Origin of the sequence: Sphingomonas paeninsulae (assembly GCF_003660165.1) — a bacterium.
GTDB lineage: Bacteria > Pseudomonadota > Alphaproteobacteria > Sphingomonadales > Sphingomonadaceae > Sphingomonas_O > Sphingomonas_O paeninsulae.
Genome location: NZ_CP032829.1, coordinates 912,126 through 927,321 on the forward strand (window position 1 = coordinate 912,126; position 15,196 = coordinate 927,321).

Here is a 15,196-nt window from a genome sequence, read left to right on the forward strand (position 1 = left end):
GCTATACAATCGCAACGCGGCTCAAGGAAGCGGCGAGCGCATCTGCGATACGTTTTTGTGATTCAGCGGCGATCGCCTTGCGATCAGGGAAGGCAGCGGGGTCGATCGAATCGAGAAATATCACGCAAACCGGGAACGTTCCGCGCCGGCTCAACAGCCGCACCGCGTTCTGACCGACGCCTTCATCATCGACCCAAGCGAACTCTGGCACCATATTTCGATAATCGATCAGCACCGGCTGGACCATCATCGGGCGGGGCGGCGGCGTTACCACGGCGAACAGCGGTGGTTTGAACGGCAACAGGCTTTGCCCATCGGTCGTCGTGCCTTCGGGGAAAACGACTATGGGTTGATGATGATTAAGGGCATCACGCAAGGTTTCGACCTGTTGCGCAATCGTCATGCGATCGGCGCGTGCCACGAATACGGTGCGGTTTAGTTTGGACAGCCACCCGATCAACGGCCAACCCGCAATCGCAGACTGTGCAACGAACGCCGCGCCGGTTGCCCCCGCAAGCACAGGCACATCAAGCCAGGTAATATGGTTGGAGACGTAAAACACATCGGATTTCAGCCGCGCGCCCTGCGTGGACACGACAGCCCCGCAAATGCGCGCCACAGATTTAAGAAAGAGGCGCGGACACGGCGACTGGAAACCGAGCGTTCGAAATAAAAAATGGAGTGGCAGGGCCATTGCCAGAGCGAGAGCAAGAAAAGTCAGCCGCATCGCAAGCCGGAAATTCCCTGCAAACTTCCCGTCGCTGTCAGCCCTTGCGGTCGAGCGCGACGCCATAGAGCTCCATGCGATGATCGACGAGGCGGAACCCCAGCTTTTCTGCGATAATCTTTTGCAGCGCTTCGAGTTCGGGATCGACGAATTCGATGACCTTGCCGGTTTCGACGTCGATCAAATGGTCGTGATGTGCTTCGGCGGCGGCTTCATAGCGCGAACGGCCATCGCCGAAATCATGACGTTCCAAAATGCCGGCTTCTTCGAACAGGCGCACGGTCCGATAGACGGTGGCGATCGAGATACCCTTGTCGATGGCGGAGGCTCGCGAATGGAGCACTTCGACGTCGGGATGGTCTTCTGCCTCGGAAAGAACACGGGCAATGACACGCCTCTGTTCGGTTATCCGAAGACCTTTTTCGGCGCATAGCGCCTCGATATCGATTCTACGTTGCATCGCGGTGACGCTAGCCGAATGCCAGCGTCACCGCAAAAACAAATCGTCTTTATTCCGATCAGCGTGCAGTCGTCGCTTTCCGACGCTTCGTGCCGAGACCGATTTTTTTCGCCAATGTGCGGCGCTGTTCGGCATAGTTTGGCGCGACCATCGGATAGTCGGCGGGCAGGCCCCATTTGGTGCGGTACTGGTCAGGCGTCATCTGATAATGCGTCATCAGGTGGCGTTTTAGCATCTTCAGCTTCTTACCGTCTTCGAGGCACACGACATAGTCGGGCTTGATCGAAGTGCGGATCGAAACTGCAGGCTCCTGCTTGACGGCTGGCGCAGCTACGGGCTGGTCGAGCTTGCTCAGCGCACCATGAACATTCGCAATCAAGGCGGGCAGATCGTTAACCGAAACACTGTTGTTGCTTACATGTGCCGCAACGATGTCGGCTGTAAGAGTGATAAAGGTTTCTTGCATTTCGGACATCTCAGTCATGTTATATTCCATTTCGTGATCTCTGGCGCGCTCGTGAACGATTGTAGTCATTTCCCGTGCTCGCAACCTACGCCATTATTGCGTATGTTAAAGGTGCAATTTTAACGCAGCATGAAGCGATAGGTCTCAGCGTCGAACGTTTCACCTTTATTGCCGCGATAATATCGCAGCCGCAATCCGACTTTCTCGAACCCTGAACGAATATATAGCTCAGTCGCGGGGTTACCGGATCGAACTTCAAGAAATACTGCCGAAGCCTGTTCAGAAGTTGCAATAGAGACAACGTTATTTAACAGACTTAAACCAACTCCCCGTCGTTGCGTGGCCGGATCGACGCCCAACATCATCAGTTCACATTCATCGACGACGGTCCGTATCAGTGCAAAACCGAGCAAAGTTTCGGCGCGGGCAAGTATCAGTCGCGTGCCCGGCATGGTCATCAGCGCAAGGCACTGGCTCGCCGTCCACGCTTCACCAAAGCGTGGATCGAACGCGGCCGTCATAACTGCCATCAGTTCCGGCAGATCATCCGGCGATCCGACGTCGATGCGATGACCGGTCATGACGAGTGCGCCGTGACCGCCATGGGTTTGGCGTCCGCGCCCCGGCCGTAAATCGGAACTGCTGGCAACGCGGAGAGATTTGGCGACAGGAACACCGCATCGCGTGCGTCGGGAGTACGTTCCACCGCCTGTCCTGTGCCGCGTCTATCCACGATGTCAGCAGCGGCATTGCCGACCACGACATTGCACGCGACCGCAACGGCGGCATCGGGAAACAGTGAAGCCAGAGCATCGAGTTCAGCCACCGGCGCACACTCGAAAGACTGGACAAATATTTGACCGTGGCCTGCATTGATCGCGACTGTGACGGCCTCATCCGGGTGCAAAGCCAAATGCCCGGTCGCCAGTAACGCCAGCGACGAAAAACCGCTGACAGACACACCCCAGCCCAGTCCAAGTCCACGCGCCGCTGCGACGCCGACGCGAATGCCGGTAAAACTGCCGGGGCCACAATCGACCAGTATCGAAGATGCCCGGCCTCCATCGGGAAGGGCTGCGATCATCGGAAGCAGTCGTTCGGCATGTCCACGCCCGACATTCTCGTGCGCCGCCGCAACGACTGCTCCATTCTCAATCAAGGCAACCGAACAGACCGACGTTGCCGTTTCGATCACCAGAGTTCTCACTTTATCGTGTTGAACCGTTCGAAGCCCGGACGCGGAAGGCGCTCGAACACGCTGGTCGGCTCACCATATCCGACAGTCGAGATAAAGTTTGACTTGAACGTCGTGCCTGCAAAAAATTCAGCATCGACAGAAGCGTTGTCAAAGCCTGACATCGGCCCGGTATCGAGACCGAGTGCACGAGCAGCCATGATGAGATAGGCACCCTGCAACGACGAGTTACGCATCGCACTGATTTCGATCAGCGCATCGTTGCCGGCAAACCAGCTTCGTGCATCGGCAGGCGGGAACAGTTCGGGGAGGTGATTATAGAACTCCAGATCCATACCGACGATCACCGTCACTGGCGCACTCATGATCTTGGCCCGGTTCGCTTCGCTCGAAAAACTGGCGAGCTTTTCTTTGGCTTGCAGACTCTCACACCAGATCAGGCGCGCAGGCAGCATATTTGCCGACGTCGGGCCGAACTTCATCAGTTCCCAGATGGCGTCCATCTGTTCGTGGCTGACTGGCTTGTCGGTATAACCATTATAGCTGCGCGCGGTGCGGAAAAGCTGGTCGAGTGCGGCATCATTAAGCGGTGTGGCCATATTCATCTGGTCCTTTGCGTCAGACCGCGAAAACCCCGGTCACCTCCGGCACATAGTGTTTCAGCAGCGATTCGATACCTTGTTTCAACGTGGCGGTCGAAGAAGGGCATCCGGCGCAGGCACCCTGCATCTTCAAATACACGTTACCGTTATTGAAGCTCTGGTAAATAATGTCGCCGCCATCTGCTGCTACGGCAGGCCGCACGCGGGTTTCGATCAGGTCTTTGATCTGGTCGATGATGTCGGCATCTTCGGGGTTGTCGGTCGAAGGTGCATCAGAGACCGCGATACCGCCAGCCGTCGCGGGTTTGAACAAGGGCATACCGCCACTGAAATGATCGAGCAGGATCGACAGCACATCGGGCTTCAGGTCGGCCCAGTTGCTTCCGGGCCCCGCCGTAACCGATACGAAGTCGCGACCGAAGAACACGCCCTGGACATCGCCCAGCGTAAACAGCGCCTCAGCCAATGGCGACGCATCGGCTTCTTCCGGTGTTGCAAAGTCGCGGGTTCCCATGTCCATAACGGCGCGGCCGGGCATGAATTTCAGCGTGGCGGGATTCGGGGTTGTTTCGGTTTCGATCAGCATAGGGAGTATGTGGGCCGCCACAACGTCGCGATCAACCCATAGGTTGCAATTCACCTATTAAGCTGCCATATCCTGTTGCAGCGCAGCGAAGCGATACTCGTTTTCGCAGGTTGGCCAGCGTGATTTTCCGTTCATTCGGACAGGCTCAACCCCATGACGCTCTCAGCCAATCGGCTTCCCCTTTCACGCGGGTTGTCACAACCTCCCGCTTGTCCAGCGCGCCCTTTCGGTATGCGCTTGCCACGCCATATTTGAAAGTTACCCATGACTAAATTTTCCGATCTCGGCCTTTCGCCGCAGATTCTCGATGCCCTTTCGGCCAAGGGATATGATGTTCCGACGCCAATTCAGGCGCAGGCCATCCCTTCGCTGCTCGAAGGTCGCGACCTTTGCGGTATCGCGCAGACCGGCACCGGCAAAACAGCGGCATTCGCCCTGCCATCGCTGATGCGTCTGGCTGCCTCGGGCAACAAGCGTATGCCCGGAGCCTGCCGGATGCTCGTCCTGTCGCCGACCCGCGAACTTGCGGCTCAGATTGCCCAGTCGTTCAGCGATTATGGCAAGGGTATGAACCTGGCCGTCGGCGTTGTGTTCGGCGGTATGCCGATCGGACGTCAGATCAAGATGTGCGGACAGGGGCTCGACATCCTCGTCGCCACGCCCGGCCGTCTGATCGATCTGATCGAACAGCGCGCATTGAACCTGCGTCACGTCGAAATCTTTGTTCTCGACGAAGCCGACCAGATGCTCGACCTCGGTTTCATCCATGCGTTGAAGCAGATCGACCGCCTGTTGCCAAAGCAGCGCCAGTCGCTGTTCTTCTCAGCCACCATGCCCAAGTCGATTTCCGAACTCGGCGACCGCTTCCTGACCGACCCTGTGAAGGTTTCGGTGGCTCCGGTTTCATCGACCGCAGAACGCGTCGATCAATATGTGACGTTCGTGAACGCTGCCGAGAAAATGGCGCTGCTGACGATCGTCATTCAGAACGAACCAATCGACCGCGCGCTGGTGTTCAGCCGCACGAAACATGGCGCCGACAAGATCGTGAAGTTCCTGGCCGCCGCCGGCATCCGTTCGGCAGCAATCCACGGCAACAAATCGCAGAACGCCCGCATGGACGCGCTCGACGCGTTTAAAAAGGGTGACATCAAGATCCTGATCGCAACCGACATCGCTGCACGCGGCATCGACGTTTCGGGTGTTAGCCATGTATTCAACTTCGACCTTCCAAACGTCGCTGAACAGTACGTCCACCGTATCGGTCGTACCGCACGCGCCGGAGCCAGCGGCATCGCCGTCAGCTTCGTCGATGGTGAGGAAAAGGGCTGGTTGAAGAGCATCGAACGCCTGACCGGCGTTGCGCTGACACCAACTCCGCTGCCTCCGCAGTTCGATGAGTTGCGCTCAAAGCTGCCTAAGCCTGTCATCACCCGCAATGCGCCGAATGGCCGTGGCGGCACGCGCAGCGACGCACCCCGCACCGACGATACGCGTCGTCATTTCCCACGTCGTCCCGGCGGCGTTGGCGCCCACAAGTCTGCCGTAAAGCGTACCGGCGGGCGGTAATATGATTAGGGTTTGGTGTTTGGGCGAAGAATTCCCAGACTCCAAACCCACTACCGCTTCCCTGAGCTTGTCGAAGGGCTGTCCTGCTTGCTTCGACGAACAGAAGGACAGCCCTTCGACAAGCTCAGGGAAACGAAGAAGTTTTAGCGCGCGGAAGTCACGCAATCATCCGCTTCAGCGTCGCGATCATATCCGCTTCAGCAGCAGGCTTATCCGTCCGAATCCGCGAGATTCGCGGAAACCGCATGGCAATCCCCGATTTATGACGTTTCGATTCATGGATCGAATCGAACGCGACCTCCAACACCAAAGTCTTCTCGACCTCGCGCACTGGCCCAAAGCGGTTGAGCGTGTGCTGGCGAACAAATCGATCCAGCCCTTTCAACTCTTCATCGGTGAACCCTGAATAGGCTTTGCCCACGGGCAATAACGCGCCCTCCTCGGTCCAGCACCCAAACGTATAATCCGAATAAAATGACGACCGTTTTCCATTGCCGCGCTGCGCATACATCATCACGCAATCGGCAGTCAGCGGATCACGTTTCCATTTGTACCAAAGCCCAGCGCGCCGCCCGCCAGTATAAATACTGTCCCGCCGCTTGAGCATAACGCCTTCAATAGCCGCATCTCGCGCGCCAGCTCTGATCGCCTCCAGCGCATCGAAATCCGCAGCGTCGATCACCGCCGATATATCGAACCGCTCTGGGTCGAAGCGCGGCAAAGCCATCTCAAGCCGCGCCCGTCGCTCGGTCCACGACAGGCCGCGCAAGTCCTCCGGCCCGTCGAACAAAATGTCATACAGCCGCACGAACGCCGGATATTCCGCCCGCATCTTGGCCGACACAGTCTTGCGCCCCAGCCTCTGCTGAAGCGCATTGAAACTCGCCGCCTCGCCGCCCTGAACCTCCCCGCGCACCAGCAATTCGCCGTCGAACGCGCCGTCGACCGTCACCGCCTCGGCTACGTCGGGAAAGCTCCCCGTAATATCGTCGCCACCGCGGCTATAGAGCCGCACCTGCCCCCCGGCCCGCACGATCTGGACGCGGATGCCGTCCCATTTCCACTCCGCTGCATAATCAGCCAGATCGACCCGCGCGTCCTCCAGCGGGTGTGCGAGCATGAACGGGCGGAAAACCGGCGTATCGAGCGCGGTCGGCTGCGCAATCCGTCCCTCTGCCCAATCGAATATCGGTGTGTAGGGCGGCGCAATGCCGTGCCAGACTTCCTCGACCGCATCGACATCAAGGTCGAACGCCTGAGCCAGCGCCGTCTTCGCCAGCCGCGACGACACGCCAGCCCGCAGCCCGCCCATCGCCAGTTTCAGCAGCGCAAACCGCTCGTCCGCAACCAGCACATCGAGCATCGCCGCCATCGCAGCAGGCGCTTCGACCCGCCCCAGCGTCAGCAGTCGGTCGATCACATAGCCCAGCTTCAGATCACCGTCCGGCTCCCCCCGCGCAGGCCACAGCAGCGCGACCGTCTCCGCCGTATCGCCCACATAGTCGCGGCTCATGCGGAACAGCACCGGGTCCACGCGCTTCTCGATCAGCGCACGCACGACCGCAGGCTTCACCCCCGGCAAATCCAGTTCACCGGTCAGCGCGGCGAGCGCCCAACCCCGGTCAGGGTCAGGCGTCGTCCGTAAGTAATCACCGATCAGTCGCAGCTTGGTATTGCGGCTCCGCGTATAGATCAGGCGGTCGAGGAGATCGGCAAAGGCACGCATTGGCCCATTAAACGGCCTGAGCAGCCTCGAACAGGAACCATGCACGCTGTTCTGCGTCATCGGTCCAGTTGTCGATAACCGCCGAAGTGGCATTGTCCTTGGCGTCGTCGGCCAGGTCTTTTGCCGCACGCAGCGATTCGACCAGCTTCAGATTGTCGTCACGCAGTTCGGCCAGCATATTGGCTGGCGACACGAAATCCTGATTATTGTCTTTCGAAGTCTGGTGCCGCGAAATATCACCGATCGATCGCAGCGTCGTGTTGCCGGTTTTGCGCACACGCTCTGCAATCAGATCGGTCGTCGCGAAAATCTGCGTAGCCTGATCGTCGAACAGCAAGTGATAGTCGCGAAAATGCGGCCCCGAAACATGCCAGTGAAAATTCTTCGTCTTGAAATACAGCGCAAAGCTGTCGGCCAATATACCGTTCAGCGCGTCAGCCACGGTCGCAACCGCGTTGCTGCCCAGGTCGGTTGGCGTCTTCAGCTTGGATTTAGGAGTTTTTGCCACGTCGGATCATCCCTTCGATATGTTTCGGCTGCATAACCATTTGCCGGACGAAAAGCTCCCTGGCGATCGTCTTTTGTTATCTGGGCGCTCGTCAGACGAGTCGCAATCCGCTCAACACAGCGAATAGTCCCGCGATACACAGAATGATTCCTGCGCCGATGCAAAGACCCCTTCGGACAGTGAATCCCAGCGATCCGACGGCGGCGGCCACGCCCACCCCGATCATCGCCCCCGTCCCCGCGCTGATCGGCGCGGTCATCCATGCAGCGAAAGCAAACGCCAGAAACGGAGCGGGCGAACGATAAAGCGTCATCGCACTTGCCAATATCGTCGGTGTGCCGGTGACGACAGCTCTGCGGCCAAACTGGGCCACGCCTGCGAACAACAACGCCAGCCCAAGCATCAGCAATCGCGCAGGACCAATCAACAGCGCGGCAATCGACCAGCCGCCAATAACCGCGACGACGATCAAAACAATCATGGCGAGTGCAGCCGAATTTCGCCGCTCCCGGCCAAATATCGCCAGAGGACCGCCGATTTCGGCCAGCAACACCGCGACGAATACAGGAATAAGGGCGTTCACGGCTTTACCCGTGGATGCGCAGGCCCACCGATGCAAGGAAGCTCGCCGCCACGGCCGGGTCGATGCTTTCGCACGTTACCGCATCGCTCATCGCTTCGAGAAAGGGCAGCACCATCGTCGCGCCGCTCGATTCGGAAATCGCGTTTTCAAGACCTCGGGCGAGTTCGGCCAAAGGGCGCAAATCATGGTTGGTGGCGGTTCGGCGAATGTCGTCGACGGCAAAGGCCAGCGAACTTGCCGACATTTGCGGCAATGCTTTTGCCAGACTGTCGATGCGGTTGCTCAACTCGGCCTTCACGACCAGTCGGGCGTCTGCTCCCATTCCCATCGAATTTGTCCCTCTTTATCCCTTGAGAGAGAGACTGCGCCTGCCATGGTGAAGAAGGGATTAACGGATTGGACGCGGCTGTTACTTGACTTTTTGCCCCCTGCCCCTCATTGGCCCGCCTTTCCCTACAGACACCAGAATCGAAAGTGCTTCAGGCATGGCCAAGCCGACAACCATTAAAGTTAAGCTCGTCAGCACGGCGGACACCGGGTTTTACTACACCACCAAAAAGAACCCGCGCAGCCTGAACACGACTGAAAAGCTGTCGTTCCGCAAATACGACCCAGTCGTACGCAAGCACGTCGAGTTCAAAGAAGCCAAGATCAAGTAATCAGGCTTCTGTAGTGGCTGGCGCAATCGTTCGGTTGGCCAGCCCTTCGACCGTTTCTATAAAGCGCATCAGCGAAATTGGCTTGGACACATAGGCGTCGGCACCTGCCGCGCGAATCCTGTCCTCGTCCGCTTTTCCTGCATAAGCGGTGACCGCCATAATCGGCATGGTCCGCAATGTTTCATCGGCCCGGATCGCCTCGGTCAATTCAAGACCGGTAACGTGCGGCATCTGGATATCCATGACAATCAGGTCCGGCATGAACGCGCGGGCACGATCCAGCGCCTCCCGTCCATCACGCACCCCCTCTGTTTCGTAATCATGCGCCCGTAGCAGGTCACAAAATAACCGTAGATTGAGTTCGTTATCCTCGACAACGAGCACTCTTTTTGCCACGCGCCTATCAACCCCCTGTCAGACTGGAGCCGACTTAGGCCATGAGCGCGGAACAGACAAATAACGCAATGGATCTGGCGCTTTCGGCGCTGGTCTGGATTTTGCAGGATGAGGAACGCGCCGATCGCCTGCTCGCGCTGACCGGGCTCGATGCCGACGGTATTCGTTCGCGCGTCACTGACCCGACATTGCTCGAAGCCGTCCTCGGCTATCTCGAATCGCATGAACCCGATCTCATCGCTTGCGCAAAGACGCTCGATGTTCCTCCAGTCGCGCTGGTACTGGCGCGTGAAAGCCTTGCTCAATGACACGCCCCCTTTTGATCACCGATTGCGACGAAGTTCTTCTCCACATGGTCAGCCATTTCGGTGAGTGGCTTTCAGAAGCCCACGACATCGACTTTTCTCATGGCACCAGCGACTTTGCCTATGCGCTGAAACGCCGGGGCAATGGTGAACTGGTCCCACGCGAACAAGTCTGGCCGATGCTCGACGCGTTTTTCCATACCGAAATGAACCGGCAGACGCTGGTGCCCGGCGCGCGTGAAGCACTCGCAACGCTCGCCGAACACGCTGACATCGTCATTCTCACGAACCTCAATCATAATTTCAACGAGGCGCGGGCCGAACAGCTCGGCAAACACGGTATCTGGCACCGGGTCGTTACGAATCAGGGTGGCAAGGGCGACCCGGTGGCAAAACTCGTTGCCGAATTTTCACCATCGGCCACCGTGTTCGTCGATGACCTTCCCCAGCATCACGACTCGGTCGCACGCGCGGCACCCAACGTGTTTCGCCTGCACATGATTGCCGACCCTCTGGTCGCATCCATAACGCCGCCTGCTTCCGCCGCTCACGCGCGAATCGATGACTGGAACGACGCGCTGACGTGGATTCAGGCCCGTTTTTCGGGGGTTTCGCTCGAAGCCGCTTGACCGCGACTGCCGGGCGCGCTTTGGCTGGCATCATGAACGACAAAATCGACGCCATCCTCGCCAAACGCGGCCTGAAACTGCCGACGCCTGCAGCTCCGGTCGCCGACTATGTGCCGGCCGTTGAGGTTGGTGGGTTCCTTTATGTGTCGGGTCAGCTTCCCTTCCTCGATGGCGTCGTCATGACCGGTCGCCTTGGCGAAGATCGTGACGTTGCAGCGGGCCAGCAAGCCGCAGAGGCTTGCGGCATCATGCTGGTCGCCCAGATAAAGAAAGCGCTCGGCTCGCTCGATCGCGTCGAACGTATCGTCAAACTCGGCGTGTTCGTTTCCAGCGACCCACGTTTTACCGACCAGCCAAAAGTTGCCGATGGGGCATCCTCGTTGATGGTCGAACTGTTCGGCGATGCGGGCCGTCATGCTCGCGCGGCAGTCGGCGTGCCGGTATTGCCGCTGGGCGCCATGGTGGAAATCGATGCGGTTGTCGCTGTTCGCCCCGCTTGAGGGGCTGATCGCACCCGCGCCGCTTGCGCAGCGCGTTGCATTTCTAAAGACGCAGCCGTTCGCCCATCGCGGACTGCATAGCGCCGCCAGTTCGAAGGGCGCATCGAAAGAGGATTGGCGTGTCGAAAACAGCCGCGCCGCGTTCCGCGCTGCGATCCTGCTGGGTCATGGTATCGAACTCGACGTGCAGGCTGCTTCCGGTGGCGAAGCCTTTGTGTTTCACGATGCCGAACTGGAACGGCTGACGTCCGCGCGTGGCGCGTTCCGAACCAAATCGGCGATCGAACTGGACGCAATCAAGCTGGCCGGAACCGAAGAAGCCATCCCGCGCCTCGAGGAAATTCTGAAACTGGTCGGCGGGCGGGTGCCGGTGCTGATCGAGGTCAAGACGAAGGAACGCCACGTCGCGGCGCTATGTCTGTCGGTCCGCCGCGCGCTGGAGGGATATCGCGGGGCGGCGGCGATCATGTCCTTCAATCCAGAGGTCGGACACTGGTTCAACACCCACGCACCCCGCATCGTTCGCGGTCTCGTCGTCACCGAAGAGGGTGAGGTGACGCGAAAGGAGCGGCTGAAAGGCTGGTTCAAACGCTGGGCTTCGATGGCACGCGCAAAACCCGACTTTCTGGCTTATGACGTTCGTGACTTGCCCTCACGGTTTGCGGTCTCTGCCCGATCGCGCGGCATAACCGTGTTGACGTGGACCGTGCGCGATGCAGCCGACGAACAAGCCGCTTTCGAACATGCGGACGAGGCGATCTACGAGAAGATTGCGTGAGCGAAGGCGATAACAGCGGATACACAGACAGCGGCGCGGTAACCGCTCGCGTCGGCAATGGCGTTGCCTCGTTCGACGCCGCTCAGTGGGATGCCTGCGCAGGCTCCGACAACCCTTTTGTCAGTCACGCCTTCCTCAGCGCCCTCGAACGGTCAGGCAGCGCCACGACCCGCGCGGGCTGGCAACCAGTGCCTATCGCCATCGACGCGCCCGACGGCACGCTGGCGGGCGTTCTGCCTGCCTATGCAAAGAGCAACAGTCAGGGCGAATATATCTTCGACCATGCATGGGCCGACGCATGGGAACGTGCTGGTGGAAATTATTATCCCAAGCTGCTGATTGCGGTGCCGTTCTCACCCGTCCCCGGTCCCCGAATCCTTGCCCGCGACCCGGCACTCGCCCCTGCCCTGATTGCCGCCGCAGAGGCGCTGGTGGACAGCAACGGCCTTTCGTCCGCGCACGCCAATTTTCTCGATGAGGATCAACTCGAGATTTTTCGCGATGCCGGCTGGCTGATCCGCGAGGGAACTCAATTCCACTGGGCAAACGATGGTTACGCCAGTTTCGACGACTTTCTTGCTGCCCTCGCCTCTCGCAAACGAAAGGCCATTCGCAAGGAGCGCGCGGCGGCAGTCGAGGGGCTGGAGATTGTCCACCTGACCGGCGACGAAATCACCGAGGCGCATTGGGACGCGTTCTGGCATTTCTATCAGGATACCGGCGCGCGGAAGTGGGGAACGCCTTATCTGACGCGCGGATTCTTCTCGATGCTGGGTGCGACGATGAGCGACAGGGTGCTGCTGATGCTGGCCCTGCGCGATGGTCGTCCAATCGCGGGGGCGCTGAACCTGATCGGCGCGGATACGCTGTACGGACGTTATTGGGGCTGTTCGGAGGACGTGCCATGCCTCCATTTCGAACTCTGTTATTATCAGGCGATCGACGCCGCCATTGCGCGCGGCTTGTCCCGTGTCGAAGCGGGCGCGCAGGGCGAACACAAGCTCGCTCGCGGTTATGTGCCGGTCGCAACATGGTCGGCCCATTATATCCCGAACGCAGGTTTTCGTGCCGCAATATCGGAATTTCTGGCCCGCGAACGTCGCGCAGTCGAAGAAAACGCCGCTTTTTTGGAAACAATGACGCCCTTTAAGAAGGGTTAGGCGGCCCGCCGGGTCGTCGCACCAAGCCATGCCCGGGCCTGTCGCTGTGCTTCAGCGATCTCGCGTGCCGTCATATCGTCGGCAATCTCTGCCCGGCATTCCTGCGCGCGCTCATTTCCTGAAACGGCGGCCAGATTGAACCATTTATGCGCCTGGATCAGATCTACGCCGACGCCGCCCGAACCCGATGAGTACGCAATGCCGAGTTCGTAAAGCGCACGAATGTCGCCCGCTGCCGCATCGGTCATCCGGCTTTCAAGCAGGAAATCCGCGCTTTTGATACTGTGTGCCATGTTGCCAACCCCTTTTGACGAACTGTCGATTGCCGACTTTCATCCAAAGGGTTTCAACAAATGGTTAACGCGAAAATTACTTTAAGCTTGTGGGGGATACCGCGAAGTTATCGATCAGCCGCGTCGTCCCCATTTTCGCCGCCCCCAACAGTCTTGCCTCTCTCGTCAACGTCGCGACCGGCAACAATTGATCATCGACCAATTCTATATAATCAATAACAAACCCCGCCCCAACCAGTTTTGCGCCAGCACTCGCCAACTCTCGCCCAATCTCTGCTCCCCCTTCGATCGCCGCCACCGCCGCCTTCAAAGCCTGCGGCAAAACCAGCGCCGCCTCGCGCTCCGCCGCCGACAAATAAACATTGCGCGATGACCGGGCCAAACCGTCACCCTCTCGCTCGGTCGGAACCCCGGTGATCTCGATACCGAGATTGAGGTCGATCGCCATCCGCCGGATAACCGCCAGTTGTTGCCAATCCTTTTCGCCAAAATACGCACGGTCAGGACGCACTTGCCCGAACAGTTTTGCAACCACCGTCGCCACCCCATCGAAATGCCCCGGCCGCGCCGCGCCATCCAGAACGTCACCCAGTCCCGACACCGAAACCTTCGTCGCAAAGCCTTTCGGGTACATCGTCGCAACATCGGGCAGCCACAGAATCGCCACTCCTGCCGACTCCAGCAACGCCGCGTCCGCCGCCTCTTGCCTTGGATAGCGCGCCAGATCCTCGTTCGGCCCGAATTGCATCGGGTTCACGAATATCGTTGCCACCACGTGATCCGCGCGCTCCCTGGCGGCAGCAACCAAAGCCAGATGCCCGGCATGGAGCGCGCCCATCGTCGGCACGATCGCGACAGTCCCGGTCAGCTTGGCGCGGGCGGTGCGGAGGTCGTTGAGGTTACGGATGGTTTGCACGGGGAAGGCCGCTCCGATATGGCAAGAGCGATTGCCTTGGCAGAGTCCGGGGCGCGAAATCAAGCTAGCCCGGGGGCGGTCAAGTAAAGTGAAGTCGATGAAACGCGCGCACAGAATCGTCTTTGCCAACGAAAAGGGCGGCACGGGGAAATCCACGACTGCCGTTCACGCCGCAGTTGCGCTTGCAGCAGCCGGGCATAGCGTCGCGGCGCTCGACCTCGACGTCCGGCAAAAAACACTGGTCCGCTATCTCGAGAATCGCGCCGCTACCATGCGTCGTCGGCAACTCGATCTGCCGATGCCGAACCACGGCGTCCTCGACCTGTTGACCCCGGCGGGTCTAGATCAGGAAGTGGCACGGCTTGGTCATGGCTGTGAGTTCATCATTATCGACACGCCGGGCCGCGACGATCCACTGGCCCGCGCGGCCATTTCGCTGGCCGACACGCTCGTCACGCCCATCAATGACAGCTTCGTCGATCTCGACCTGATCGGGCAGGTCGATGCCGAAACCTTCCGCGTCAAGAAACCCAGTTTTTACGCTGAGCTGATCTGGGATCTGCGCAAGGTTCGCGCAAAGACTGACGGTGGCACGGTCGACTGGGTCGTCCTCCGCAATCGTCTCCAGCATCTGGAGGCTCATAATATGCGCCGGGTCGGAGCCGCCCTTACCGAATTGTCGAAGCGTGTCGGTTTCCGCGTTATTCCGGGGCTTGGCGAGCGGGTAATCTATCGCGAACTGTTTCCAAAGGGACTAACCCTGATCGATGTCGGCGCGATCGAATCGGTCGGGCTCAGTCACATCGCTGCCCGTCAGGAATTGCGCGAGATGATATCTGGCTTTGCCCTTCCCGCGCGTGAAGACCAGCCGTTGCAGCTCGCCTTATGATCAAGCTGATCTTTTTCGGCGCGCTCCTGTACGCGCTCTATTATTATGGCAAACGATACATTGCCGTCCCCGGCACGATGGGTAAGTCCGAAGCTGCCAAATTGCTGGGGTTAAGCAGCGACGCGAGCAGCTATGCTGTCATCGACGCTCATCGCCGACTAATCACCAAAGTTCACCCTGACGCGGGCGGAAGTGTGGAACTCGCCTCTCGCATCAATCAGGCACGCGACGTAATGCTCCGTCCGTAAG

23 protein-coding genes are annotated in these 15,196 nt (G+C 59.2%); 9 read left to right on the forward strand and 14 right to left on the reverse strand.

Translation table 11 applies throughout. The features are described from left to right. Position 1: 1 nt before the first annotated feature. The 7 genes from D3Y57_RS09945 to D3Y57_RS09975 form a co-directional block, all read right to left on the reverse strand. The gene (locus D3Y57_RS09945) at positions 2–793 is read right to left on the reverse strand and encodes a lysophospholipid acyltransferase family protein (RefSeq protein ID WP_239026021.1); all 792 of its coding nucleotides are present in this window, start codon (positions 791–793) and stop codon (positions 2–4) included. Next, positions 765–1,187, reverse strand: coding sequence for a Fur family transcriptional regulator (locus D3Y57_RS09950; RefSeq protein WP_121152852.1), 423 nt, complete (start codon positions 1,185–1,187; stop codon positions 765–767). The genes D3Y57_RS09945 and D3Y57_RS09950 overlap by 29 nt, the downstream gene beginning before the upstream one ends. A gap of 58 nt (positions 1,188–1,245) precedes the next feature. Then, a complete protein-coding gene (locus D3Y57_RS09955; RefSeq protein ID WP_121155725.1) occupies positions 1,246–1,671 on the reverse strand; it encodes a Ros/MucR family transcriptional regulator in 426 nt (141 codons plus the stop codon). A 101-nt stretch (positions 1,672–1,772) separates the two neighbouring features. After that, the gene (locus D3Y57_RS09960; RefSeq protein ID WP_121152853.1) at positions 1,773–2,234 is read right to left on the reverse strand and encodes a GNAT family N-acetyltransferase; all 462 of its coding nucleotides are present in this window, start codon (positions 2,232–2,234) and stop codon (positions 1,773–1,775) included. Next, positions 2,231–2,851 carry a tRNA (adenosine(37)-N6)-threonylcarbamoyltransferase complex dimerization subunit type 1 TsaB gene (gene tsaB, locus D3Y57_RS09965; RefSeq protein ID WP_239026063.1) on the reverse strand — a complete coding sequence of 207 codons (621 nt, stop codon included), beginning with the start codon at positions 2,849–2,851 and terminating at the stop codon, positions 2,231–2,233. Before tsaB ends, D3Y57_RS09960 begins: the two co-directional genes overlap by 4 nt. Before the next feature lie 5 nt (positions 2,852–2,856). Beyond that, entirely contained in the window at positions 2,857–3,447 is a 591-nt protein-coding gene (locus D3Y57_RS09970; RefSeq protein ID WP_121155727.1) for a malonic semialdehyde reductase, read from the reverse strand. Positions 3,448–3,466: 19 nt separating this feature from the next. Further along, complete coding sequence (locus D3Y57_RS09975; protein WP_205590112.1) at positions 3,467–4,036, reverse strand: NifU family protein; 570 nt, start codon at positions 4,034–4,036, stop codon at positions 3,467–3,469. A gap of 264 nt (positions 4,037–4,300) precedes the next feature. Between D3Y57_RS09975 and D3Y57_RS09980 the strand changes: the two genes are divergently transcribed. Beyond that, positions 4,301–5,605 carry a DEAD/DEAH box helicase gene (locus D3Y57_RS09980; RefSeq protein WP_121152855.1) on the forward strand — a complete coding sequence of 435 codons (1,305 nt, stop codon included), beginning with the start codon at positions 4,301–4,303 and terminating at the stop codon, positions 5,603–5,605. A gap of 157 nt (positions 5,606–5,762) precedes the next feature. Here D3Y57_RS09980 and D3Y57_RS09985 read toward each other — a convergent pair whose 3' ends face one another. The 4 genes from D3Y57_RS09985 to D3Y57_RS10000 form a co-directional block, all read right to left on the reverse strand. Next, on the reverse strand, positions 5,763–7,331 hold the full coding sequence (locus tag D3Y57_RS09985) for a cisplatin damage response ATP-dependent DNA ligase (RefSeq protein WP_121152856.1): 1,569 nt from the start codon (positions 7,329–7,331) through the stop codon (positions 5,763–5,765). A gap of 7 nt (positions 7,332–7,338) precedes the next feature. Then, positions 7,339–7,839 (reverse strand): Dps family protein, encoded by a 501-nt coding sequence (locus tag D3Y57_RS09990; protein ID WP_121152857.1) that lies wholly within the window; start codon positions 7,837–7,839, stop codon positions 7,339–7,341. A gap of 91 nt (positions 7,840–7,930) precedes the next feature. Further along, the gene (locus tag D3Y57_RS09995; RefSeq protein ID WP_121152858.1) at positions 7,931–8,422 is read right to left on the reverse strand and encodes a hypothetical protein; all 492 of its coding nucleotides are present in this window, start codon (positions 8,420–8,422) and stop codon (positions 7,931–7,933) included. Between the two features lie 4 nt (positions 8,423–8,426). Further along, entirely contained in the window at positions 8,427–8,750 is a 324-nt protein-coding gene (locus D3Y57_RS10000) for a hypothetical protein (RefSeq protein ID WP_121152859.1), read from the reverse strand. Between the two features lie 157 nt (positions 8,751–8,907). Between D3Y57_RS10000 and rpmG the strand changes: the two genes are divergently transcribed. Continuing rightward, entirely contained in the window at positions 8,908–9,081 is a 174-nt protein-coding gene (gene rpmG / locus D3Y57_RS10005) for a 50S ribosomal protein L33 (protein ID WP_121152860.1), read from the forward strand. Here the strand turns inward: rpmG and D3Y57_RS10010 are convergent, their stop codons facing one another. Beyond that, a complete protein-coding gene (locus D3Y57_RS10010; protein ID WP_121152861.1) occupies positions 9,082–9,477 on the reverse strand; it encodes a response regulator in 396 nt (131 codons plus the stop codon). Positions 9,478–9,518: 41 nt separating this feature from the next. On the opposite strand from D3Y57_RS10010, the gene D3Y57_RS10015 reads away from it, so the two are divergent. The 5 genes from D3Y57_RS10015 to D3Y57_RS10035 are packed head-to-tail and all read left to right on the forward strand — an operon-like array spanning position 9,519 to position 12,849. Then, positions 9,519–9,785 carry a DUF3572 domain-containing protein gene (locus tag D3Y57_RS10015; RefSeq protein ID WP_121152862.1) on the forward strand — a complete coding sequence of 89 codons (267 nt, stop codon included), beginning with the start codon at positions 9,519–9,521 and terminating at the stop codon, positions 9,783–9,785. Continuing rightward, positions 9,782–10,411 (forward strand): HAD family hydrolase, encoded by a 630-nt coding sequence (locus D3Y57_RS10020; RefSeq protein ID WP_121152863.1) that lies wholly within the window; start codon positions 9,782–9,784, stop codon positions 10,409–10,411. The genes D3Y57_RS10015 and D3Y57_RS10020 overlap by 4 nt, the downstream gene beginning before the upstream one ends. A gap of 32 nt (positions 10,412–10,443) precedes the next feature. Next, entirely contained in the window at positions 10,444–10,911 is a 468-nt protein-coding gene (locus tag D3Y57_RS10025) for a RidA family protein (RefSeq protein ID WP_121155731.1), read from the forward strand. Further along, entirely contained in the window at positions 10,883–11,689 is an 807-nt protein-coding gene (locus D3Y57_RS10030; RefSeq protein WP_121152864.1) for a glycerophosphodiester phosphodiesterase family protein, read from the forward strand. The genes D3Y57_RS10025 and D3Y57_RS10030 overlap by 29 nt, the downstream gene beginning before the upstream one ends. After that, complete coding sequence (locus D3Y57_RS10035) at positions 11,686–12,849, forward strand: GNAT family N-acetyltransferase (RefSeq protein WP_121152865.1); 1,164 nt, start codon at positions 11,686–11,688, stop codon at positions 12,847–12,849. The genes D3Y57_RS10030 and D3Y57_RS10035 overlap by 4 nt, the downstream gene beginning before the upstream one ends. Here the strand turns inward: D3Y57_RS10035 and D3Y57_RS10040 are convergent. Together D3Y57_RS10040 and panC are read right to left on the reverse strand one after the other, a co-directional pair. Beyond that, positions 12,846–13,142, reverse strand: coding sequence for an SEL1-like repeat protein (locus tag D3Y57_RS10040; RefSeq protein ID WP_121152866.1), 297 nt, complete (start codon positions 13,140–13,142; stop codon positions 12,846–12,848). The two genes, D3Y57_RS10035 and D3Y57_RS10040, sit on opposite strands and share 4 nt — an antisense overlap. A 76-nt stretch (positions 13,143–13,218) precedes the next feature. Further along, positions 13,219–14,058 carry a pantoate--beta-alanine ligase gene (gene panC / locus D3Y57_RS10045; protein WP_121152867.1) on the reverse strand — a complete coding sequence of 280 codons (840 nt, stop codon included), beginning with the start codon at positions 14,056–14,058 and terminating at the stop codon, positions 13,219–13,221. Between the two features lie 97 nt (positions 14,059–14,155). Between panC and D3Y57_RS10050 the strand changes: the two genes are divergently transcribed. Together D3Y57_RS10050 and D3Y57_RS10055 are read left to right on the forward strand one after the other, a co-directional pair. Continuing rightward, positions 14,156–14,947, forward strand: a complete 792-nt coding sequence (locus tag D3Y57_RS10050) for a division plane positioning ATPase MipZ (RefSeq protein ID WP_121152868.1) — start codon at positions 14,156–14,158, stop codon at positions 14,945–14,947. Beyond that, positions 14,944–15,195: a J domain-containing protein gene (locus D3Y57_RS10055; RefSeq protein WP_121152869.1), complete on the forward strand. Its 252-nt coding sequence runs from the start codon at positions 14,944–14,946 to the stop codon at positions 15,193–15,195. Before D3Y57_RS10050 ends, D3Y57_RS10055 begins: the two co-directional genes overlap by 4 nt. Position 15,196: the final 1 nt, after the last annotated feature.